The organism is Vibrio viridaestus, assembly GCF_003856525.1.
Lineage (GTDB): Bacteria > Pseudomonadota > Gammaproteobacteria > Enterobacterales > Vibrionaceae > Vibrio > Vibrio viridaestus.
Window position 1 is genome coordinate 87,552 of the sequence record NZ_RJVQ01000004.1, and the last position, 19,173, is coordinate 106,724.

Here is a 19,173-nt window from a genome sequence, read left to right on the forward strand (position 1 = left end):
TTTATGGCAAAAAATAAATATTCGGCGTCGGAAACCCGATATGGACGCTGGCTTAAAGAAGGCCGGGGAAGTGGCCGGGGTGTTGATTACAAGCCTTGGTTGACGGTTCGGGATGTTCCTTCCGAAGGTCGTTCTCATCGCGTTTTCGGTCACAAGACGCAACGAATCCATCATCTTTTTTCCGATCTGGAACTTGCCATTTTCTTCACGCTCGAATGGAACCCTCAAATTACCGATATCCGCGAACAGTTTCCTTTGGAACGCTCGGAGACTCGGCAAATCGCCAACGAAAACGGGATCAGGCATCCGGCGGATAGCGGTGTCGATCTGTATATGTCTTCCGATTTTCTGATAAATAGTCTCAATACCGAACTGCCCAAATTTGCCATTCAGGGTAAATATGCCGAGGCGTTGCAAGAGCCTAGCGTGATTGAAAAACTGGAGATTGAACGCCGTTACTGGGCGCTGAAGAAAATCCAGTGGTTTCTGGTCACTGAGAAAGATATTTCACCGGTGATGGTTCGGAACATCGGCTGGTTGTATCCGTCGCAACGAGATGAGCTGACCGATGAGTTATTGCTGGAAAGAACGTCTTATTATTCGGCTCAGTTCGAATTGTACCCAAACCGCACCGTTGTCGATCTGTGTAAGCAGCTGGATGTCAGTTACCGGCTGCCGGAAGGGCAGTCTCTGTATGAAATCAGACAGCTTCTCGCCCAGCGCTGTTTTCATTTTGATATGACGACGGAATTTCATCGTCTGCTAGTCAAAGATCTCCAGCTTGAGAATATGAATCACCTGATAGGAGCGCGGCATGTTTCGAATCAATGAAGTGCTTGAGTTTGAACAGGAAAGATTCCGGGTTCTGAGCTTGTTGGGAAATGAGCTGGTCTGGATTTCTATCGACGACAAATCAGCTTTTCCGGTATTGGTCGATACGGAAATTCTTTATCAGGGGATTGAGGATGAAACATTACTCCGGATTGAAGATCCGTATGTTTATCTGACATTGGAAGTTCCTGAGGAAGGCAGTATCGCTCAGGTCAAACGAGACAAAAATTATGAATTGATTCAACCGATTATCCAGTGCGAAGCATACTATCGGCCTGACCTGAGAGCAAAGGCGATCAATGCAGTGATGGCAGAGCATAAGACAACTAAGCAGACCTTGTACCGTTTGATTCGTCAATATTGGCAGCGTGGTCAGATCGCTAATGCGCTGTTGCCCGATTATAAAAATTCGGGAGGGAAAGGGAAACGTCGTCAGGCCGGGGAGAAGAAACTCGGACGTCCCAGAAAGTATATGCCTGGCACCGGTGTTAATGTCGATGAGTTTACCGAGCGTCTGTTCCGGATAGCGATTCAAAAGTATCTGCTGAACGACAAAGGGTACACGTTTCCCTATGCGCACCGCCGTTTCAAAGATATATATCAGACCTATTTCCCGGATGTCCCGGAAGCAGAGATTCCGACCAACTGGCAGATGAAGTATTTCTATCAACGGGAGTTTACGCAGGTTGATGTGATCCGCAAACGGATACATCCGAAGATCTACAACAAAGACATTCGGCCACTTAAAGGCACGGCCAATCTACACGCGCTTGGCCCCGGCTCCCGATTTGAAATCGATGCGACCATTGCCGATATCTATCTGGTCTCGGATAGCAACCGGAGCTGGATTGTCGGACGCCCGGTTGTTTATGTCGTTGTCGATGTATTCAGTCGCTTGATCGTCGGACTGTATATCGGTTTTGAAAATCCGTCTTATGTAGCAGCGATTCAGGCACTGCAAACGGCAATGACGGACAAGGTTGCTCTCTGTCATCAATATGGGATCGAGATTGAAGCACAGGACTGGTCAGCCATTGGGTTACCGGATGCAATCCTTGCCGATCGGGGAGAGTTGCTTGGCAGTCAGATTGAAAGTCTTGAGAAAAGCTTTTCGGTCAGAGTGGAAAATACCCCGCCTTATCGTGGCGATGCGAAAGGGATCGTCGAGCGGAATTTCAAAACCATACAGGCTGATTTTACACCGTTTGCTCCTGGTGTAGTGACAGGAACAACGGTAAAGAAACGGGGCGGTAGAGATTACCGTCTGGATGCAAAGCTATCCATCTCGGACTTTAAAGAAATCATCCTCTCTTCCATTCTGTACCACAACCAGTTTGCCGTGTTGGGTAAGTATGACCGTTCCGACGATATGCCGGTAGATTTGCCTTCGGTGCCGATCGAACTCTGGCGTTGGGGAATTCAGCACCGGACCGGCCGTTTGCGTGCTGCGCCGGAAAGAGAGTTGAGACTGAGTTTGCTGCCTCGCGCAAGAGCGACGATTTCTCCCTTGGGCATTTGCCTGTTCGGTCTCTATTACACTTGTGCTGAAGCAATGAGTGCCGGATGGATGCACCGAGGCAAAGCGACGTCTCGCCCGGAGAAAGTAACGGTAGCCTATGATCCGAATATTGCCGATGAGATCTATCTTTTCCCGGTGGAAGGGAAAAGTGAATTCTGGGTGGGTAAGCTTTCTGATCGTTCGCGTGAATTTATTCACTGCTCTTTCTGGGAAGTCTGGCAGATACAGGCTTGTCAGAAGTCTGTGACGGCGACATCAAAAGTGGTTTCGGATGAGAAAAAACGGGCGCATGAACGTCGGGTGATCGACAAGATTCAGCAGGCCGAAGCAAGAAGTCCCGATGTTTCCGAGTTTTCTAAGTCTGAACGAATTGCAGCGATCCGGCCAAACAGAAAAGCCGAATTGGAGAGTGAGAGGGAAGACCGGAAACCGACTGAACCGAGTCAACCCCGGGAACGTGCCGATGTCGTTCACTTGCCGGGTGTTGAGGAAGAAGATTACCAGTATCCCAGTTTTGTCAGTGAGCTGTTTGACGATGAGGACGATCAGGAATGAGTCTACCGGACAAGTATGTGACGGCAGTTTATCGGGATACGGGCAACCCTTCTTATCGGGGAAATCCATTTATTGAGGCTTTACCGCCGTTGATGGAGCTGAAGCAGCTTAAAAAGGGACTTGAGGGAGCGGTGAGCTTCTCGCCGGAAAATACGTTGCTGCCACCCCGTCAGCGTGCGCATAGGGTTGCTTCGCTGTTGGATGATTTCTTTCAGCCACTGGCGCAGCATGTACTGTTGGAGGAGCGGATCTCGATTATGATCCGGCGTGGTTATGTCGGGAGAAATCTTCAGGACGGTTCACTCAACAAGCATCTGCAAAACGGCTATGAGCGGATCATGTCCGGTGATATGGCGAGTTTCAAGTTTCAGGATGCCCGCTCGACGGCCAGTTGTTTGTCATTGATCGGATGTTCCGGAAGTGGCAAAAGCTCGACATTGTCCCGCATTCTTGCTACCTATCCTCAGGTGATTTATCACGAGCAGCATAATTTCTTTCAGATTGCCTATCTGAAAATCGAATGTCCGAATAATGGCTCTCTCAAGAGCTTGTGCCTTAACTTTTTCCGGGAAGTCGATCGGGTACTCGGAACCAACTATGAATCGACTTATGGCCTCAAACGACACGGTATTCCGACGTTGCTGGCATTGATGAGCCAGGTTGCCAATCATCGGGCAATCGGCGTTCTTGTCATCGATGAAATTCAGCGACTCAGTATTCGTCGCTCCGGCGGGCGCGAGCAGATGCTGGAGTTTTTCGTCGAACTGGTCAACACCGTCGGGGTTCCGGCTGTTTTGATTGGAACACCGAAGGCCCGGCCAATCTTTGAGGTTGAGCTTCAGTCGGCAAGACGGAGTACCGGACTCGGCTCTCTGTACTGGCAGCCGATGCCACAATTTTCAGAGCAGCCGAACAGTAAAAGTGAGTGGGAGGCTTTCACCAATAAGTTATGGCGCTATCAGTGGTTACAACGACGGGATGAGGTTCTGAGCGAAGAGATCCGTGACTGTTGGTATGAACTCTCTCAGGGCGTACTCGATATCGTGGTGAAACTGTTTGTGCTGGCCCAGCTCCGGGCAATCGCGAGCGGGCTGGAACGCATTACGGTGAAGTTGTTGCGGGCCGTATATGATGATGAGTTAAAGCCGGTTCATCCGATGCTGGATGCGATGCGCCGTGGTGATCCGGAAATGGTTTCCCGCTACTCGGATTTGAGAGTGGAAGATATTGATAAACGGCTGTTGACGTTACATCGAAAGATTATTCAATTGCCTGAAGAAGCTGAACTGCCGTTCAATCGGAATCAACAGGCAATGCGTCTTTATCAGATGCTGACCCAAATGGATTGCCAGTCCGAATTGCTGATCCCGCTAGTTGAGAAAGTCTTTCAGGAGAAGCCGGATCTGACATTACGGGAGATGATGCCATTGGTTCTGGCTTGGTATGACGAGCGGCCAAAGCCGGTTGCTACACCACCTAAAGCAAATAAGGTGAATCCGGTCAAAGCCAAAGATTGGCACTCACTGGAGAGTCAGGACTTGCGCTATTTGTATGCTCAGAAAGATCAGGCAACGATGTACCAGACCGTGAGGGATCATGGCTTAGTGCTGGATTTGCAGCATCCGGACAAATGGGCTGTGTAGATGCTCGGATTGCCATGTCCCTATCCTGAAGAATTGATTTATAGCCTGCTGGCAAGAGCAGGACTTCATTATGGTATCGAATCACCGAAAGCGTTGCTGGATGAAATCTATGGTGATCGGCGAGTTGTTGCGACCATTGACTTACCTTGTCGTCTTGCTCAAATCGCAGCGCATTATCCTGAAACATTAAGCTTGGATGTTGTCTCTCTTATCTATCGGCACACACTGTTTCCACTCTATGCGCCGTTCATTGAGGAACCGAAACGACAGTCTGGAATCAGATGGATATCGGGAGCATCGAAAGGTGCTATTCATGCCGCTTTCGGTTTGGTGGCTTCCCGAGTCAAAGCACTGCGCACGCTTCATTATTGTCCTCGGTGCGTTGCCGAACAGCTCCGTCATTGCGGAGAAATCTACTGGCAACGTCTTTGGCAGGTTAGTGGTGCAGATATCTGTCCCGAACATGGGGTTGCTTTGCGAGTCTCTGGAACGGTGCCTCATCAACACCGACATGCCTATTTGATACCCGAAATCCATTCGGAGGATCGGGACTGCGAAGTCTATCGGCCCGAATCTGAGGTCGTGACAAGATTTGCTTCAGCATTATTGTCTCTTCATCCTCAGGTTTCTCCGACATTTCATCAATGGAGTTGTTTTTACCGGGACTTGGCTCATTCGGCAGATTGCCGGCGGGGAAGCCATGTTTTACATCAGGATGTCACTGCCAGAGTTAACCGGTATTGGTCGCATCAATGGCTGGAGAAGCATGGTTTGGCACTGACGAGCCACGATACATCCTGGAGCCGGGCCATATTGAGGAAACATCGCAAGTCGTTCAGTTTCCTACAGCATCTGGTCATGATCACGGCATTGTCGGGAGAAGAAACTCATCCTGAATCGGTATTGGTTCAGGTGAAACAGTATCCGCTCAAACCTCAATTGGTTGTTTCGACTTACCGACAGGAAGAGGCAAATATCCGTGAGCGGCGCAAATACTGGTTGATTCGGCTGAAGACAGAAGGCTGTCAACAGGCCAGAAAACATAATGGTGGCGCTTTGTATGCGTGGTTGTATCGTCATGATCGGGTATGGTTGCTCAGAATCAACCGGCGTTACCAGCGTTCCCATGTGACGGTGAATCAACGGGTTGACTGGCAACTCCGGGATAAAGTTTGTGTTCGCCAATTGATGAGGCTGTTACCGGATGTCCGGGATGATTTGGCTGTTCCCCGATTGTCGAGTGCGTATTACATCCATCGTTCGAAAATGGTGGCCAGTGTGCTGGAAAAACATTTGGACAAACTGCCACGTACCAGGTCGTTTCTGAATGGTTATAGCGAATCGGTCGGAGAGTATCAGATTCGGCGGCTGACGAATGCAGCGTTGTCTTTATACCGGCAGCAACTCCCTTGGATGCGTTGGCGGCTGCTGCGTTCTGCCGGTCTCAGTGAAGAACGGCTAACACCTATGGCAGGTTGGTTTCTAAAAGGAGTAACGGAAGGTCTATGGGAGAATATCGATTTCAACATATCCCCGAAGATGCGGTAGTGCTCGGGGTCGGATCGCTCTTTCGTAAAAAGCGGAATAAATACTGGGGAATCAATCTGACATTATCGAAGAAGTCAGAGCGGCCTTCGGTCAGTATCACCGGTGCGCCGCTGATCCGCCGTTTTAAACCGCTCAGTTCGCTACAGAATGATATTGCTAAAGGGAAACGCCTGTCGTTTACGATAGAAGACGCAACACAGTGGCAAAGAAAACCGCTCTCCGAGTGTGCGGCGATTCAGGCGATGAATTCGGTCGCCAATCGGGAACAATGGTGTTTTGAAATCATTCTGCCGGATGGGAAACAGCTTTATCTGCCTCAGTTCGAACTGGCCCGTGTCTTGTTTTTCCACGACAACTATCTGTCGCGTATCAGTCTGGAGCATGATGTGCTTTCCTCTGATTTCAATGTCCTGAAGGATGACGAGAAATGGCGGATCGATGTGATGCCGACAGCAACCTATCCGCTGGAGTCGTTTAACGATGATCGGTGCCGGCGGTTTCTGAGTTGGATATTAATCGATCCTGAAGCAAGGTATTCTTTCGACAGTATTCATCGACAAATGATGCAGGATCACCGGGTTCAGGGGCAATATCAGCTCTGGGACTTTTCGTTTCAGCCGCCACTTCTGGCCGGAACCCGATTGCAGGTGACCGGTTGGGATGACAGAAAAACGAATAGCTTTTTTGTCTGGGAAATTCGCCGGGTTGATGATTTGCCGTCAGCGATGCCGGAGGAGATCGACTTTTATCATCCGGACTTCGAACAACAAGTCAGTGGCAAAGGTGGCGGAAGTTACAGCCGGGCAGCTGAGCGCCCTGATGAACACCTGCTGAATGATTTGGAAAGTGCCAGTCTGGATGTGAACAGAACGGCTCTGGAATCTGACCTGGTTTATCTGTCCTTCAAAACCGGCTTCAAGACCAACCGATTGCCATCTAAAGTGAAAATAACCCCTCATGGTAAGCCAGATGACGAACAGCCCGGTCAGGCTTCATCCGAACTCTCTCCCAATGACGGCGATGTAACCGGGACGCTACCGGGCGCAGAATGGAGCATCGCCGATGACCAAACCGATGACGCATATTTGTACGAGAATAAGTTTGCCTGCTTCTTGAAAATGATCGGCTTGCTTGAAAAAGAGCATGACTGCAGGGTTCGGCGCTATCCTTTAAGAAAGCTGCCTAAATTACCGCGTTGCAAAAAGCATATGCTGGCCGACGATGCGAATCCTCGATGCATGGCCGTCATTGAAGTTAAATATCAGGAACAGACCTGCCATATCCTCGAAGTGGATACCTCGGATGCTGAGAAGTCATTGTCTACCATGATTGTCAGGCTGAAAGATATTTCGCGATTAGAGGAGCAGGTGATTGAACTAGAAAAGCGATTACTCAGAGGATCGTTACGTTGGCCCAAAAGCTATCTGGATGAAATTTGTGGTGAAGGGAATTTTTCCGGGGTGAATCATCCGAAGTCGAAACATAAAGGGAAGATCGATCCGACTGGTATTGAGGCTTGGGGAATGAGGATTTGTGAATGGATTGGTTGAGGAATTGATATAGTTAACTTTTAGTATTGTTTTATTGGTTTATTATGCAAGTTGTTTAAATATCATAAAATGGAATTTATCTATGGAAAAAGTTCAGCTCGTACCTGCTAAACGTTTTTTTGTTGAGATGCTGACTAGAGATATAGAGTTGGCGGATGCTATTTTGGACCTTATCGATAATTGTCTCGATGGTGCGATGAGGATACTGAATGGAGACAATTCAGGAGCTAAACCCTATGAAGGTTTTGAAGTCGATATATCTTTCGATAAAGAGCATTTTCGGATATCCGATAATTGTGGGGGAATTCCCAAGGAAGTGGCACTTAAGTCTGCATTTCGCATGGGACGGCATGATAGCGAACGAGATAAAGATCTCCCTACGGTAGGCGTCTATGGTATCGGTATGAAAAGGGCCATTTTTAAGATGGGTGAAGATACTGTTGTTAAGTGTAATACCGAAAATGGTTGTTATCGAGTTGATATATCGAAAGATTGGATGATGGATGACTCTCTTTGGGAGTTACCCTTAATCGATCTTGAAGATTGTGGCGAAAAATTTGGAACCACGATAGAAGTCAACCAGCTACGAGGTGGTATCAAACAACAATTCATTAATAAAAATTTTATTGATGAACTATTTAATATAATTTCGACTCACTTTTCTTACATTATCTCAAAAGGATTGAGTATCAGAGTCAATGGAGAAAGTATCAATCCCGATATTTCGATTACTCGTTATGCAAAGGATTTTTCAAACAAAAAAGACTCGGTCGCTCCGTATGTTTACAAAAATAATATTGATGGTGTAGACGTGGAAGTAACTATTGGGTTTTATCGTTCGCTAAGTACTGATGAAGAAGAGCAAGACGAAAAAGACGGAAAATCTATAAGTTCACGAGCTGGAGTAACACTTATCTGCAACGATAGAGTTGTACTCCATAACGATAAGACACATATAACCGGCTGGGGGGAAGCTGGAGTTCCTAGGTACCACACCCAATTTATAGGTATATCGGGAGTTGTTATTTTTCAATCTAATAACCCCGGAAAGCTGCCATTGAAAACAACTAAAAGGGGGGTGGATAGCAGTTCTATGATATATGCGGTTGTTAAGGATAAGATTAGGGAAGGTTTAAAAATTTTTACCGACTTTACGAACAAATGGAAAAAAAGCTCGAAAGGCGAGTTGTCGAAACATTTTAGAATAGATGAAACCGAATCAGCTCCCAGTATTACCCTCTCACAAAAAGTAAGGGAAGAAGACTGGAGCCAAGTTCGAAGAGATGGCGGTCAAGTATTCAAACCCAGACTTCCGTTGCCAAGAGAAGCTGATCCTACAGAAAGAGTTATCTTCACAAAGAAAAGAAGTGAAATACGAGCAGTATCTGAATATTTATTCGATGAGTTGCGTCCGACGACATTTGTTGGAGAGTATTGTTTTGATCAAATTCTAAAGAAGGTGTGATATGTCAGGAACGTCGATACCATATCACCTTAGACCTAACAAGGCTGTAGAGCGGGGGTTATTCATCCAGTCGCTTCGTAAAATAAACAAATGCTTGAACATATCTGATTATCGTTATATCGGCTTTGGAGGACCTTTTATGGAAGATTTCAAAGCATTGCATAACGAATTGAGAATTTCAGATATGGTTTGTATCGAAATAGATGAAAATGTACGATTGCGGCAGCAATTTAATAAGCCTTTATCGTGCATAGATTTTTTAGAAGGAGCTTGCTCGGCTACAGATTTTATTAATGAGTATGAGTTCGATAAAGAATCCATCGTATGGTTTGATTTTGTATCGTTTAAAGATATGAATCATCAATTATCGGATATAAGCCGTTTGGTGAGCAATTTATGCCATGGCGATATATTTAAAATTACCTTAAATGCGAATTCAGCAAACTTGGGAACTATAGATGATGAAACTAAGTTGATGGAGTATCGCCTTGAAAAATTCAAAGAGTTGGTCACGTCAGACTTTGAACCTCATGGTTTAACTGAAGAATCTATGTATTCGAAGGTCTTTCCCTGTACACTATTGAAGGCATTGGATAGAGCAGTAGCAAAAGGTATGGCTTCTGTTGAAAATGTAGAGGTTGTGCCAATCTGTGCTTTCGTCTATGAGGACGGTCAGAAGATGCTGACAGCTACGGGAATTGTGCTCGATAGTAGCAAGAAAGATGAATTCTTTGCAAAAACACACATTGATATGTGGCCTTATTATTCTGGTGATTGGGAAGAACCTAAAAATATAACATTGCCAGCCTTATCGGCTAGAGAGAGATTGCAGATCGAGCAGATGTTGCCGGATGGAAGCTATAAGGAAATAAGGGATAGTTTGGGGTTCTACATTGGTTCAGGAGAACGTTCTGCAAAAGAGCAAATGGAGAATTTCATTTCCTATTACCGATCATTCCCTTGGTTTGGAAAGGTTGCATTATAGAGACAGCTTCAACTTGTTTCGATTGTTGAACTTTACTGATTTAACGGTCGCGTAATATGAATTTTTTTGCGATAATGTTCTGATCGAATGTTTTTGGAAAAATAATGATGAAATCAAACTCTATAATAGTTGATTTGTTTTGTGGTTGTGGCGGTTTTGGACTTGGCGCAGAATTGGCGGGGTTTAGAACTATAGCTGCGGTAGATATAGATCCTACCCTACAATCCGCATACAAAAGAAACTTTCCTAAAACCCATGTATTGAACGGCGATTTGTCCCAGTTGAATAAAGAGTCTTGGAGAATGATACTGAATGGCGTCAAAGTTGACGGTGTCATTGGTGGGCCACCATGTCAAGGCTACAGTCGTATGGGGAAATCAGATAAAAAAGATCCTAGAAGGACACTTCTAGGACACTTTTTTAGAAACGTCAATATCATCAACCCTAAGTTTTTTATCATGGAAAATGTCGAGGGATTGATGGATGAGCGGAACGTTTACGAGTTGGAAAATGCGGTAAAGATTCTAGACAAAAAGTACCAGGTTCTAGAACCGATGATCGTAGATTCCTCCCTATATGGAGCTCCGACCAAAAGGAAAAGGGTCATACTAATTGGGTACGATCCTAAGAGATTATTTTCACTGACAACTGACGATTTTCAGCCAAGAAACGGATTAAAAACCACAGTGCGGGATGCGATCTCGGATTTGGCTTCTCCCATTACTCAAAGTAAAGACAAAGAAGATTTCGGTTGGGAAGAATACCCTGAAAATAATGAATTATCTGCTTATGCACAGAGAATGAGAACTCTACCGAGTAAAGGTTTGGGTTGGAACGAATCTCTTGAGAAATTGAGCAATGGATTCGTCAGTGGATATTTTGATACTAAACATACTGCCGCTGTGAAAAAACGTTACGCAGAAACTGAGCCGGGGATGGTTGATAAAGTAAGTAGAGCTAAAAAGTTGGCTTGGGATGGTTTGTGTCCGACTCTTAGAGCTGGAACTGGAGCTGATAAGGGGAGCCATCAGGCTGTACGCCCACTTCACCCGAGTCAGTCCAGAGTTATCACTGTCCGAGAGGCGGCAAGACTTCAGGGTTTTCCCGATTGGTTCGTTTTCCATCCTACAAAATGGCATAGTTTCAGGATGATCGGTAATAGTGTTTCTCCAATAGTATCTCAATCAATTTTGTCCGTAATTTATAAAATACTAAAACAAAGCAAGAAATCTAAAGTTGCATCATTATAAGGAGTTGTGGAGTGGCGATGAGTAATAAAGGGTTTATTAAGTCATTTGAAATTGATACAGGAGTTAGTGCTGACTTTCTAGAAAATGCTTTAACGAAAGATGTGACAACTCTTGAAGCATTATTTGACTTAGTGGACAACTCTATTGATGCCGCCAGAGATAGTCTGCTTCGGAATAAATATAAAATAGGACGAGATGGATTGCCTGAAGATTACTTTGGTTATGGTGTTAAAATCCGGATTGACCAGAATAGTGTAAGGATTCTCGACAATTGTTCTGGTATTGATGAAGAAACTCTTTCTAAGAGGGCCCTGTATACGAACAAGCCTTCACAACATGAATACGGAATAGGCTTATATGGAATTGGACTTAAACGTTCTTTGCTAAAAATGGGGACAGATTACGCTTTGTCTGTAGATAATGGACGAGTTGAGTGTAAGACTAAATTCACCAATAAAAGTATTGGGGGAAACCGAGAGCAGACACCAATCGCAAATGAATATGTATCTAAGAAGCGCGTTAAATCTTTTTTTTCTGTCTCCAAGCTGAAAACGGAAATTTCAAATGATTTGCATAGCCCTAAATGGTTTGAAAATGCAGTGGAAATCTTTCAATTAAGATATGGGATATATCTTAAAAAAGGATTTCAGATAGTGCTACATAATGTTGTATGCAAGAGAAGAGAAAATATTGAAGGAGTTGCACCTTCAATGAGGCTTGATGGGCCTGTTTTACCAGAAAGGAAAAGGATAAAGTTTGGTGACGTTGAGGTGGTTATTGAGTCAGGTATTCATTCAGATTACGTTTTCCCTGGAGAAGAAAGTCATAACTTATCAAACAATAGAAAACTGACCCAATTTTTTGGGATTTACTTTTCTTGCAATGACCGCGTTATTGTTGCCGCTAGCACAGAGAAAATCCATGGCTGGTTAGCAAAATGGCACTCTGAGTACAATGGCTTTGTTTGTTGGGTGAAATTTATATCTAAAGATGCAGGATTACTACCTTGGAATACAGCCAAAACAGCTCTCAGGACAGATAGCAGTTTGTTTTTGGAAGTGCGAGAACAGTTGCAACCTATCGCTGATGAATATCGGTCTGAAATAAAGAAAAGGTATAGTGATAAACCAAATAAATCAAAAAAAAATAAGATATTGGATGAGAAAGAAGATGAATCGAACAAAGTGAAAAAAAATCGTGCAAATCCAGAAAAACGTGAACAGAAAAATAAACCTAGGTTGAGACCTAAAACCGAACTGTCAAGAGATAGAGCAATACTGGTAGATTGGAATAAGTGTGAAACTATCGTTCCAAGTGACAGGGAAAAGGAATACCATATTTTTGCGGAGCTGTGTCAACTGAGCTCTAAAGATGTACCAATTGCTTGTGTTATGATGATAAGAGTTTTTCTTGAAACTAGTGTTAAGCAGGCTTCTCTTGCGCTCGACTTGTCTTGGAAAAACCTTTCTAAGACTTCATTACTTGTGGCTGAGAAACTTCATGATGAGGGTTATATTTCTGCTCCTGTAAAAGAATTAGTAAGACAATATTGTAATACAGAGCAAGGACTCTTCTCCATAAACAGTATTCAGTCCCATGTCCACTCAACTAGATTTCACCCCAGCCAACCAAAAGCTAATACATATTGGGACGAGTTAGATCCGTTTTTAGCTGGATGTTGGAGGTATATCCAAGACTTTGACTTGTATGGGGCAAAACAAACTTCTTAATACTATACTTATCGCAGTTTATTGATATAACAACTGAAATTGTGAAGTGGTCAACTAAAGTTGGCCTGTGAGTTTAAACATGAATAAGTATAGATGGAGGTGTTTGTCAAAATTATAGTATGAAACTTTATTACTCACTATAGGCTGTATTGAAAAAGTTAAAATTCAATTGGTATGATACTTTATTTTCCAATCTCACCAAAAATCATACGACAGTACAACGTTTATAGCGACACTCAGTATGATACTTTTTTACCTTCCTACATGTGGTGCCTGTATTAACAGGCACCATTTTGATTTATCTCCTGCTAACCTCTATTTTTAAATCTCTTATTAAGTTCCTTTTATTTCATTCCTTATCTTTGCATTAAATGTATTTTGATGTTTTTCTTTCATTGAAAATATCAATCTCATATTTCTTTAAACCTTATGCTAATAAAGAGGTTTATTGGATTTTCATAAAGTTATTTGATGGTTTATATCAAATTAATGATGGTTTTTTGATAATTGATGGCTTTATGGCTGAAGCAAATGAAAGAAAACTGCAAAAGAGTGATCTAACCAATGTTATTGAATCTTGGTGAGCGACATTTCTTCTTTTTCTTCTGGGGTAGGAATAGAATGTACCAATCAAAAAGAGAGTGGTTTTGGAATGTTTATTTCAAGTTGCTGAAGAGATGAGAACAACTCACTGACTGTTACCCTACGACTTTCAGCGCCAGACTTGATGTAGAACCAAAACGGTATAAGTACACAATTATTTATTCGCCGAATAGGCAAATAGCTAAGACACAATTTCTGGAGGAATTCATGAAGATTGCATTTGACGTGGATGTGCTTGCAAAGCAAATGAGCATTACCGATATGGTTCACCAAGTCGCAGACTGGGGCTACAAATATATTGAGCAGTCACCACATCCTCGTATCAACCCTTTCTACAAACACCCTCTGTTCTCTAGAGAGTGTGAATCTGAATACAAAAAAGCATTAAGACAAGCTGGTGTTGATATTTCTTCTTTTATCGTTGTATATCGTTGGTCTGGTCCAACTGAAGAGCAACGTAAACACGCTGTTGAAAACTGGAAGAAAATCGTTCAGATCGCAGTCGATATGGATGTTCAGGTAATCAATACAGAACTTTCAGGCGATCCAAACCAACCAGAAATCTGTAACGGTATGTGGTTCCGTTCTATGGATGAACTGTTACCTTTATTCGAAAAAGAAGGTATTCGTGTAGAAATTCAGTCGCACCCATTCGATTTCTGTGAATTGAACAATGAAACATGTGACATGGTTAAGTCTTACCGTTCAGATAACTTAACTTATGTTTATTCATCTCCACACGGTTTCTTCTATGACCAAGGTAAAGGCGATGTTCGTAGCATGCTAGAATACGCTGGTGATGAACTATCTCATGTATTGTTTGCAGATACTTATAACCAAACATTAGATTGTCGTTATATCGTTAACCCACCATGGTTGAACGGTCGTGGTTCTGCTGATGTAGCGGTTCACCAACACCTTGCAATGGGTGAAGGTGATGTTGATTTCGATGAAATCTTCGCAACTCTTCGTGATATGAACTTTGCAAACAAAACGTTCAAAGTGGGTGGAGAAGCTATCTCTTGTGTATCTTACTTCGGTTTCCCTGATAAGATTGCAACTCAAGCGGTTGAAGCTCGTGAACGCATCGAACGTGAACTGCTAGGTTAATTAGTTCCGTATAAAAATACATAAAGGGCGCTTTGTTAAGCGCCCTTTTTATTACTCGTTCACGACTGGTCTATTACTTATTGTGATAATCCAAATAGTGCTGTGATGCTTCTAGTCCCATATATTTAGCCAGAGTTTTGTGTTCTACATTGCGTAGGTCAACAACAATTAACCCATCTAAAGCGTCATGGAAATTTTCATCGACGTTGAAACTGACAAATTTGCCATTTAGGCCGAGGTATTGACGCAATAATACCGGAACACCTTTACCCTCATCCATACGCGATATGATTTTTGATAACAGCTGAATATCAGCCAGTGCACTGAGCAGGCTAGCATTCCAGTCGGTATGTTTATCTTTTTTAAGAGGGTTAGTTGCGGCCACTAGCTTGGCTTGATGATCGTCGTAAAAGTGTAATGACATGGTTTGTGCCAGCAATTGTCTAGCTTCGTTGCTGTAATCATTACTTATGCTGACTGGGCCAAAAAGGTGGGTATATTCAGGGTTTCTACTTACAAACGTAGCAATACCTTTCCATAGCAACATGAGTGGAGCCATACTCTTTTGATAGTCTAACGCGACCACAGAGCGTCCCATTTCAATCGATTTACCCATGTTATCGATAAAGCGCGGTTGATAATTAAATAATGTACTGGAATAGAGTCCTTTGATACCGTGACGAGGAACAATATGATCGACTAAGCCTAACCGATAAGCCCCGACTAGTTTGTCTGCCGATTTATCCCAAATAAAAAGGTGATAATATTCTTGATCGTATCGATCGACGTCCAGAGTTAAGCCAGTTCCTTCGCCGACTTGCCTAAAGGTAATTTCACGGATACGGCCAATCTCATGCAAAATGCATGGTATATCTCCGGCTTTCGCACAATAAACGTCGAACTCGTTATGTGATAGCAGGTGGTGTCTTTCTGATAGCTTATCGATGTCCGCCTTTAAATCACTCATAGGAAGCGCGGCGCAAACGGAAGGAAGAGGGTGGTCCGCATCACTTTTGTTACGAGCTTTCTTTGTCGCTGGATTGAGTAGATAGGTATTGAAGCGTAAATAACTGACAAGTTGAGCATCTGATAGGGTATCAATCTCTCGATATTTAATGGCTTGTCCAATCGAGATATCAATCGGCTTATCTTTTTTATTCAGAAGCTCTCTGCCTAACATCAGTGTTCTGAGCAATGGATGTATTTTCCCTGCCATATAAAAGCGCTTAGAGTTCTGACCATTAATGAAAATCGGCACTGACGTCGCTTTGTGTTTCTTTATCAGACGACTAACCGAGGTACTCCACTCTTTATCCTGCAGCTTTTGTTCTTTTCTATCGGTTAGATGAGAAACCTCTCCGGCTGGAAATATGAGCAGCAAACCACCGGATTCCAAGTGACGGTGCGCCGTGCGCATGGCCGTGATGTTAGACGTCTGTGCTGCCTTTTCATTCAACACATCCACACCGATAAAAAGTTGGTCTAATTCGGGAACGGTTTTCAGGTATTGATTAGCCAGAATCTGTATATCCTGCCTTAATGAGAGCAGCATTTCAGCGAGAATGACTCCTTCAACACATCCAAGTGGATGATTCGCTACCACAACCGTAGGGCCTTGTTCAGGAATGTTCGAAAGGTTGCCTTTGACTACGTTGTAGTCGATTCCAAGTACTTCAAGTGTGAATCTCAGAAACTGCTGTGTATCACAGCCCACAGGTCTTTGATGATAGAACCTGTCTAGTTGATTGAGACCTGTGGCCCACTCAGCAATATTCTCACCCATACCAAATGGTGTTTTGCGTGGTAAACGAAAAGGGCTGGAAGTAAGCATAATAAAAACCTCATCATCGTAGCTTATCTTCCATGCTAGAAACCCAATATGTCATTTGAACTGCACTTTCATGAGCTTTTTATTGCAAGAATATTTAAGGATAGTCATCTTACGTACAGCTATTGAAGTATTTGGCCTACTATGTTCTAAATGCTTTAATTATATTTATATATATGATTTTTAATTATTTTTAATATTGCGTTCAGGTTATTTAGTATTTGGAACATCATGATCTAAATACTAACTGAGTGGCGTACTTGTGGAATGGAATTAGGAAGAGGAGAATAAAAGCATCAGATGTAAATTCAATGAATTAGTTTAGAGAGGTTTGGTTTGGACGTTTTGATAACTCATGCTCTTTCCGTCTTCATGGGCTTTTTCGCCATCATGAATCCGATTGCCAATACACCAGTTTTTCTCGGATTGACCTCAGAAGAAAGCCACACTCAACGTAAAAAAATCGCCTCTACGGCGCTACTTATCAGCTTTATCATTATTGTTATCTTTTCTGTTGCGGGAAAAGTCATTTTTGATTTGTTCGGTATTACATTACCGGCTTTTCGTATTACTGGCGGTATTTTAGTTGCGCTGGTTGGCTATCACATGTTGCAAGGTGGTGAGCATTCCTCAATTCAGCACCCAAGCGAAGAAGATAAGGAAAACAGTATCGATGCCATTATGAATATTGCAATATCGCCACTGGCGATGCCAATCTTAGCTGGACCTGGGACCATTGCGACAGCGATAAACTTTTCTTCCTCGGGAAGAGTGAGTGATTTTGTTGTAACGATAGGGGCGTTTTTCGTCCTGTGCTTAATTAGTTATTTCTTTTTTATTTTTGGTGAGAGATTCGTTCACTATTTGGGAGAGAACGGGATTAAAGTTGTGACTCGTTTGATGGGGCTGATTCTGGCTGTCATTGGTGTTCAAATGCTCATAGCTGGCATTGGTGGAGCTATTACACAATTTTAAGAGATCCTAATGTGAATATGGTTTATATGTAATTAATGGCAGAGCATCATTTAGTAGTCTAATCTCATTTTTAGAACAGAGTAAAACGTGATTGGAAGGCTACTGAATATATGATGAGTTATTTTTCTAATTCTAAGGTAACGCCGTGGTTACTCACGTTATCCATCATATTGTTTTTAATGCTCGATTTGTGCCTTTTAGGACTGAATTTTCGTGTTACTAAAGAAGTGTCCGAAGATGCTCTTGTTATAAATCTTGCTGGTCGCCAAAGGATGTTAACGCAAAGAATGTCCAAAGCGATCTTTCAGATCGATAAAGATCAGATCAATTCGCCAGAGTCTCAACTTTTGATTGAGCAGTTCGATCGTACTTATCGTCTTTTCAGTAAAACAATTGATGCATTTTATTATGGTGGTCTCATTACTGATGCTGAATCGAACATGGTGACCGTTAATCGTATTAACCTCCCAGAGGCTAGAAGTATTCTATTTCAGGCTCGGCAACTTAGTGAAATCATTGCACCACTCAATCAAATTGTAGCAGAGCATGGACTCACTTCGCGCACGTTAAATGATCTGCGCAAAATTATGGCTAATGTGAATGATAAGTTGCTTGATATGATGAATCAACTGACCGTTATTATTGAAAAAAACTCCAAGGAAAAAACCCAGTCTCTTCGTACGATTCAACTTGTTACTTTTTGTTTTGCGTTACTTAACTTTGCCGCAATCATCAGTTTATTTCGGCAAACTCATAAGCAGTCTAAAGATTTGGTCAGCATTCTCGATGAGTTATTTCAATCGACTAATGCTGCTTTGATTGTGTTTTCGCCCGATCAACGAGTGATTATGAGCAATAAATACGCCAGTCATTTATTCGGTTATTCTCATCGTCAATTACACTACATGAAGCGAAGTTCATTACTCTTGACTGAGGGGAGCTCTGGTAAAGAAAGTATCAGCCTGACTCAGGATGGAAGAGAGCTGGATGTTGAGGTTCATGAAAGAACAGTAACTCACAAGGGTAAGCAACTTCACGTGGTAACGATAATGGATGTGTCGAGCCATGTGGAGCGGGAACGCCAAGATCCTTTAACCGGAATGCAGAATCGCCACGCTCTTGCTCAGGCACTAGAAAGTAAGTCTGAACAGGTGAGAGCTCTTGGTGGAAGGTTTGCTTGCTTCTTTGTCGATTTGGATGGATTTAAAGAGGTGAACGATAAATACGGACATGATGCCGGAGACTGCGTTTTAAAATGCTTTGCCAGTCGTTTGAAGAATAATCTCAGAGACAACGACCGAGTGTATCGTTTCGGCGGCGATGAGTTTATTGTCTTGGTTGATCTGTCAGCTAACGATATTCCAATTGAAATGATATCGCAGAAGTTGCATGCCATTATGCAAAAGCCAATTAACCTGCATAACCATGATCCGATTTTATTGTCCTTAAGTGCTGGTGTTGCGGTTTATCCGGATGACACATCCGACACCGACCAATTGATCAACCTGGCGGATCAGTCGATGTATAGAGCAAAGCATGATCATTCTGTTGAAGTTGTTCGTTATCACGCTTAGATGAAAA

13 protein-coding genes are annotated in these 19,173 nt (G+C 43.2%); 12 read left to right on the forward strand and 1 reads right to left on the reverse strand.

Annotation, left to right across the window (positions count from 1 at the left end; translation table 11 throughout):
- Positions 1–3: 3 nt before the first annotated feature.
- The 10 genes from EES38_RS11145 (at position 4) to EES38_RS11190 (ending at position 14,789) form a co-directional block, all read left to right on the forward strand.
- Positions 4–831, forward strand: a complete 828-nt coding sequence (locus EES38_RS11145) for a TnsA endonuclease C-terminal domain-containing protein (protein WP_124937284.1) — start codon at positions 4–6, stop codon at positions 829–831.
- Positions 815–2,905 (forward strand): TnsB C-terminal domain-containing protein, encoded by a 2,091-nt coding sequence (locus tag EES38_RS11150; RefSeq protein ID WP_124937285.1) that lies wholly within the window; start codon positions 815–817, stop codon positions 2,903–2,905. Before EES38_RS11145 ends, EES38_RS11150 begins: the two co-directional genes overlap by 17 nt.
- A complete protein-coding gene (locus EES38_RS11155) occupies positions 2,902–4,548 on the forward strand; it encodes an AAA family ATPase (protein ID WP_124937286.1) in 1,647 nt (548 codons plus the stop codon). Before EES38_RS11150 ends, EES38_RS11155 begins: the two co-directional genes overlap by 4 nt.
- Positions 4,549–6,096 carry a TnsD family Tn7-like transposition protein gene (locus EES38_RS11160; protein WP_124937287.1) on the forward strand — a complete coding sequence of 516 codons (1,548 nt, stop codon included), beginning with the start codon at positions 4,549–4,551 and terminating at the stop codon, positions 6,094–6,096.
- Complete coding sequence (locus EES38_RS11165; protein ID WP_124937288.1) at positions 6,054–7,646, forward strand: Tn7-like element transposition protein TnsE; 1,593 nt, start codon at positions 6,054–6,056, stop codon at positions 7,644–7,646. Before EES38_RS11160 ends, EES38_RS11165 begins: the two co-directional genes overlap by 43 nt.
- 82 nt (positions 7,647–7,728) lie before the next feature.
- A complete protein-coding gene (locus EES38_RS11170) occupies positions 7,729–9,111 on the forward strand; it encodes an ATP-binding protein (protein ID WP_124937289.1) in 1,383 nt (460 codons plus the stop codon).
- Position 9,112: 1 nt separating this feature from the next.
- Positions 9,113–10,096, forward strand: a complete 984-nt coding sequence (locus EES38_RS11175) for an O-methyltransferase (protein ID WP_124937290.1) — start codon at positions 9,113–9,115, stop codon at positions 10,094–10,096.
- Between the two features lie 104 nt (positions 10,097–10,200).
- Entirely contained in the window at positions 10,201–11,346 is a 1,146-nt protein-coding gene (locus EES38_RS11180) for a DNA cytosine methyltransferase (protein ID WP_208020434.1), read from the forward strand.
- Positions 11,347–11,363: 17 nt separating this feature from the next.
- Positions 11,364–13,076: an ATP-binding protein gene (locus tag EES38_RS11185; RefSeq protein ID WP_148090378.1), complete on the forward strand. Its 1,713-nt coding sequence runs from the start codon at positions 11,364–11,366 to the stop codon at positions 13,074–13,076.
- A gap of 810 nt (positions 13,077–13,886) precedes the next feature.
- A complete protein-coding gene (locus EES38_RS11190) occupies positions 13,887–14,789 on the forward strand; it encodes a sugar phosphate isomerase/epimerase family protein (protein ID WP_124937292.1) in 903 nt (300 codons plus the stop codon).
- A gap of 73 nt (positions 14,790–14,862) precedes the next feature.
- On the opposite strand, the gene EES38_RS11195 is transcribed toward EES38_RS11190, so the two are convergent.
- Positions 14,863–16,620: a bifunctional lysophospholipid acyltransferase family protein/GNAT family N-acetyltransferase gene (locus tag EES38_RS11195; RefSeq protein ID WP_124937293.1), complete on the reverse strand. Its 1,758-nt coding sequence runs from the start codon at positions 16,618–16,620 to the stop codon at positions 14,863–14,865.
- A gap of 333 nt (positions 16,621–16,953) precedes the next feature.
- Between EES38_RS11195 and EES38_RS11200 the strand changes: the two genes are divergently transcribed.
- Both EES38_RS11200 and EES38_RS11205 read left to right on the forward strand, forming a co-directional pair.
- Positions 16,954–17,592 (forward strand): MarC family protein, encoded by a 639-nt coding sequence (locus EES38_RS11200; RefSeq protein WP_124937294.1) that lies wholly within the window; start codon positions 16,954–16,956, stop codon positions 17,590–17,592.
- A gap of 110 nt (positions 17,593–17,702) precedes the next feature.
- Positions 17,703–19,166 carry a diguanylate cyclase gene (locus EES38_RS11205; protein WP_124937295.1) on the forward strand — a complete coding sequence of 488 codons (1,464 nt, stop codon included), beginning with the start codon at positions 17,703–17,705 and terminating at the stop codon, positions 19,164–19,166.
- Positions 19,167–19,173 lie beyond the last annotated feature (7 nt).

Coding starts and splice junctions, on each gene's coding strand:
- EES38_RS11160 (WP_124937287.1), top strand. CDS start 4,549: ATGCTCGGATTGCCATGTCCCTATCCTGAAGAATTGATTTATAGCCTG.
- EES38_RS11145 (WP_124937284.1), top strand. CDS start 4: ATGGCAAAAAATAAATATTCGGCGTCGGAAACCCGATATGGACGCTGG.
- EES38_RS11165 (WP_124937288.1), top strand. CDS start 6,054: ATGGGAGAATATCGATTTCAACATATCCCCGAAGATGCGGTAGTGCTC.
- EES38_RS11205 (WP_124937295.1), top strand. CDS start 17,703: ATGATGAGTTATTTTTCTAATTCTAAGGTAACGCCGTGGTTACTCACG.
- EES38_RS11180 (WP_208020434.1), top strand. CDS start 10,201: ATGATGAAATCAAACTCTATAATAGTTGATTTGTTTTGTGGTTGTGGC.
- EES38_RS11185 (WP_148090378.1), top strand. CDS start 11,364: ATGAGTAATAAAGGGTTTATTAAGTCATTTGAAATTGATACAGGAGTT.
- EES38_RS11190 (WP_124937292.1), top strand. CDS start 13,887: ATGAAGATTGCATTTGACGTGGATGTGCTTGCAAAGCAAATGAGCATT.
- EES38_RS11175 (WP_124937290.1), top strand. CDS start 9,113: ATGTCAGGAACGTCGATACCATATCACCTTAGACCTAACAAGGCTGTA.
- EES38_RS11155 (WP_124937286.1), top strand. CDS start 2,902: ATGAGTCTACCGGACAAGTATGTGACGGCAGTTTATCGGGATACGGGC.
- EES38_RS11195 (WP_124937293.1), bottom strand. CDS start 16,620: ATGCTTACTTCCAGCCCTTTTCGTTTACCACGCAAAACACCATTTGGT.
- EES38_RS11150 (WP_124937285.1), top strand. CDS start 815: ATGTTTCGAATCAATGAAGTGCTTGAGTTTGAACAGGAAAGATTCCGG.
- EES38_RS11170 (WP_124937289.1), top strand. CDS start 7,729: ATGGAAAAAGTTCAGCTCGTACCTGCTAAACGTTTTTTTGTTGAGATG.